At 73.2% G+C, this 3582-nt stretch carries 4 protein-coding genes; 1 reads left to right on the forward strand and 3 read right to left on the reverse strand.

Going from position 1 to position 3582, the window contains the following annotated elements; genetic code table 11:
* Nucleotides 1–1439: AI-2E family transporter (locus E1289_RS36840; protein ID WP_243713456.1), on the forward strand; the 1439-nt coding region annotated here is incomplete at its 5' end.
* A 47-nt stretch (nt 1440–1486) separates the two neighbouring features.
* Here E1289_RS36840 and E1289_RS36845 read toward each other — a convergent pair.
* From E1289_RS36845 to E1289_RS36855, 3 genes are all read right to left on the reverse strand, one after another.
* Complete coding sequence (locus E1289_RS36845; protein ID WP_131988697.1) at nt 1487–2278, reverse strand: alpha/beta fold hydrolase; 792 nt, start codon at nt 2276–2278, stop codon at nt 1487–1489.
* Nucleotides 2279–2392: 114 nt separating this feature from the next.
* Entirely contained in the window at nt 2393–3115 is a 723-nt protein-coding gene (locus E1289_RS36850; RefSeq protein ID WP_131988699.1) for an alpha/beta hydrolase, read from the reverse strand.
* An 82-nt stretch (nt 3116–3197) separates the two neighbouring features.
* Nucleotides 3198–3509 (reverse strand): ATP/GTP-binding protein, encoded by a 312-nt coding sequence (locus E1289_RS36855; protein WP_131988701.1) that lies wholly within the window; start codon nt 3507–3509, stop codon nt 3198–3200.
* Between the last annotated feature and the right edge of the window lie 73 nt (nt 3510–3582).

Below are 3582 nucleotides of genomic sequence, written 5' to 3' on the forward strand. Positions count from 1 at the left end.
CGTCCGGCGAGGCCCCGTCCGCGGAAACCGGCGCCCACGGGAACGAGCCGCCCGCCGAGGCGGAGCCCGGCGAGGCGGAGCCCGGCGAGGCGGAGCCCGGCGAGGCGGAGCCCGCCGAGGACGCCGCACCCACCCGTGCTGAGGACGAGCCGTCCGGCGAGGAAGAGGCGCAGGAGCCGGACGAGAGCCTCGTCGCACCCAGCGGTGCGCTGAAGCCCGAGGAGATCGAGGAACCCGCCCGGGAACGCGACCCCGCCACCGGCGCGCCCGTCGGCCTGCCGGCGACGATCCCGGTGGCCGATCGGACGCCGCCCACCCCGGGTGCGCCCGACCCGGCCCACAACGTCGAGCAGCGCAGGCGCGAGGCGGGCGTCGACCAGATGTTCCCGTTCGGGCGGCCCGGTCTGCCGCTCGGCCGCGCCCACCCGTTCGTGTTCGGGTTCACCGCGGCGCTCGGTGTCATCACCGCCTGGCTGCTGGTGCAGGCCGCGTCCAACGCCAAGTCCGTGATCGTGATGATCGTGGTGGCGATGTTCCTCGCGGTCGGGCTGAACCCGGCGGTGGAGCGGCTCCGCAGGATCGGGCTGCCGCGCGGGGCGGCGGTCGCGGCGGTGTTCCTCCTCGTGCTGCTGTTCTTCTCGGGCTTCGTCGCCTCCCTCGTCCAGCCGATCACCGAGCAGGTCACCGAGCTGCGCAAGAGCATCCCCGAGTACGTCGAGCAGCTGCAGAACAACAAGACGCTGGCCGAGTGGGACAAGCGGTACGGACTGCTCGACCGCGCGGAGAAGGCCGTCAACAGCCCCGACTTCCAGAACAGCCTCACCGACACCGCCACCGGCATCGGCAAGGTCGCGATCAACGGCGTCTTCCAGACCCTCACGATCCTGATCCTGACGCTGTACTTCCTCAGCTCGCTGCCGCAGATCAAGACGTTCTTCTACAAGCTCGCGCCGCGTTCCCGGCGGGCGCGCGTCGCCCTGCTCGGCGACGAGATCCTCGACCGGATCGGCGGATACGTCGCCGGGCAGTTCACGATCGCGTTCATCGCGGGCGTGTCCTCGTACATCTTCCTGTCGATCCTCGGGGTGAAGTACGCCCTGGCGCTGTCGCTGATCGTCTCGGTGACCGCCCTGATCCCGCTGGTGGGTGCGACGATCGGCGCGGTGGTCGTGGCGCTGGTCGCGTTCCTGACGGGATCCACCACCGACCTCATCGCCTGCGTGATCTTCTACGTGATCTACCAGCAGGTGGAGAACTACGTCGTGTACCCGCGCGTCATGAAACGGACGGTGGACGTCCAGCCCGCGGTGACGATCGTGGCGGCGCTCGTCGGCGCCGCGTTGCTCGGCGTGGTCGGGGCGCTGCTCGCGATCCCGACCGCGGCGGCGATCTCGCTGCTGATCCGCGAGGTCGCGATGCCGAGGCAGGAGACGCTCTAGCCCGGCGGCCCGGCGGCCCGGCGGCGCGGCCGCCCGGCCGCGGCGGCTCAGCGGCTGGTCCTGGCCAGCGCGGCGGCGAACTCGGCGACGGCCTGGTTGAACAGGTCCGGCTGCTCGACCGCGCACAGGTGCCCGGCGCGCGGGATGACCAGCAGCTCCGCGTTCGGCAGCGCCTCGGACATGGCGCGGGCCTCGTCCTCGGTGGCGAGCGCGTCCTCGTCCCCGATCATGACGAGGGCGGGTACCCGCAGGTTGCGGAGCGTCTCGAACGCCTCCGCGCGCCCGGCCATGGCCCGCTGCGCCCAGGCGGCGGCGAGCGGCGGGGTGGCCTGGACGAGCCCGCGGACGCGCCCGTAGACGAGGGCGCGCAGGCGGAGCGTGGTGGGCCCGATGAGGCCGGGGAGCACCTCGTCCACCAGGACCGCGGTGGTGCCGTCGCTTTCGAGCCGCTCCGCCTGCCGCAGCCGGGCCTCCCGGACGGGGCCGGCGTCGGCGGTGGCGCGGGTGGCGGCCAGGACCAGGCCGAGGACGAGGTCGGGGTGGCGGCGGCACAGCGCCATCGCCACGTACCCGCCCATGGACAGCCCGCCGACCACGGCGCGCTGGACGCCGAGGGTCCGGAACATGCGGGCGACGTCGTCGGCCATCGCGTCGATCGACGGCTCGCCGTCGCCGAGCACCGAGCCGCCGAAGCCGCGCAGGTCGGGGGTGATGACGCGGAACCGGCTCGCCAGTCCCTCCCGCTGGGCGAGCCACATCGCCGAGGAGAGCGGGAAGGCGTGCAACAGGACGAGCGGCGTGCCGGACCCGACGTCCCTGGCGTACAGCTGCACGGTCATCGGCGGTCCCTCCGGACGGCGTCCCGGCGGGCCGCCGGGATCGCGATCGCTAAGCCATCGTTACCCGCTATCGAGTCGTACGTGACGGGAGTGGCCGCGATCGGCCGCGTGAGACTATTCGCCCGGTTCGTCCCATTCGGTGGGCAGCGGGGCCGCCGCCGGAGCGACCCGCCGCACGATCTCGTTCAGGACGATCCGGACATACGGCTCGCCCACCCACAGGTGCTTGGCGTTCTCCACCGCGACCACCTCGGCCTGCGGGACGCGCTTGAACCGCTCCCGGGCCTCCGCCGGACGCAGGAAGTCGTCCAGCTCCGGGACCAGCGCCACCACCGGCCGGCCGTCGGCGGCCCAGGCGTCCAGGTCGGCGTCGCCCGCGCGGCGCAGCGGCGGGGACAGCAGGATCAGGCCCTCCACCAGCGGGTCGCGTCCCCACTTCAGCGCCAGCTCGGTACCGAACGACCAGCCGAGCAGCCACGGGCGCGGCAGGTCGTGGTACTCGGTGTACTCCAGCGCCGCCGCCACGTCGTACCGCTCGGTCTCCCCCTCGCCGAACTCGCCCTGGCTCGTGCCGCGCGCCGACGACGTCCCGCGCGTGTTGAACCGCAGCACCGCGAGGTCGGCGAGCGCGGGCAGCCGGTAGGACGCCTTGCGCAGGACGTGGCTGTCCATCATCCCCTCGGCCGTGGGCAGCGGGTGAAGGCACACCAGCGTCGCCACCGGCGGCCGTTCGGCGGGCAGCGCCAGCTCGCCGACGAGCTCCAGCCCGTCGGCGGTGTGCAGCGTGATCTCCGCACGCCGCGCCGGCAGCACCGTGGACGCCCTGATCTCCGCCATGACCCTCCTAGCCTGTGTTGGTGATTGGCAGCCCCGCCCGCCGGGTGGCGGCGGAGTCACGGCTTCGCAATGACACGACTCCTCAGTAACGGGGTGCGCCGCGCGATCGCATGATGCGTGGTGAGCGCCTGCCTCTGGCCTGCCAGCAGGGACGGTGCCAGTGCCGCCGGTCCCGTCCGTCCCGGTCGTCGGCCCGCCACGCGACGACGTGCGCGACGCCGGGCGGAATCTCCTGGTCGCATCCGGGGCACCGGTAGGGCTTGACCGCGCCGGCCCCGGAGACCGCCCGGACGACCCACTCCCCGTCCGGACCCTCCTCGGTCTCCTGCACCCAGGACACCCCACCTGGGGACGCGCGCCCCGACACCGCACGACGATTCTTCCGGGGGCTCACGTTCCGAGCATATTCAGCGGAGGGGCTTTCCCGCTGTGACATGTTCGGTGAGGACGGGGGCGGGGGCCACGGC

The sequence above is a fragment of the Actinomadura sp. 6K520 genome (genome assembly GCF_004349245.1).
Classification (GTDB): Bacteria; Actinomycetota; Actinomycetes; order Streptosporangiales; family Streptosporangiaceae; genus Spirillospora.

Excerpts from the sequence above, each read along its gene's own strand:
- E1289_RS36845 (WP_131988697.1), bottom strand. The coding sequence starts at position 2,278 with ATGACCGTGCAGCTGTACGCCAGGGACGTCGGGTCCGGCACGCCGCTC.
- E1289_RS36850 (WP_131988699.1), bottom strand. The coding sequence starts at position 3,115 with ATGGCGGAGATCAGGGCGTCCACGGTGCTGCCGGCGCGGCGTGCGGAG.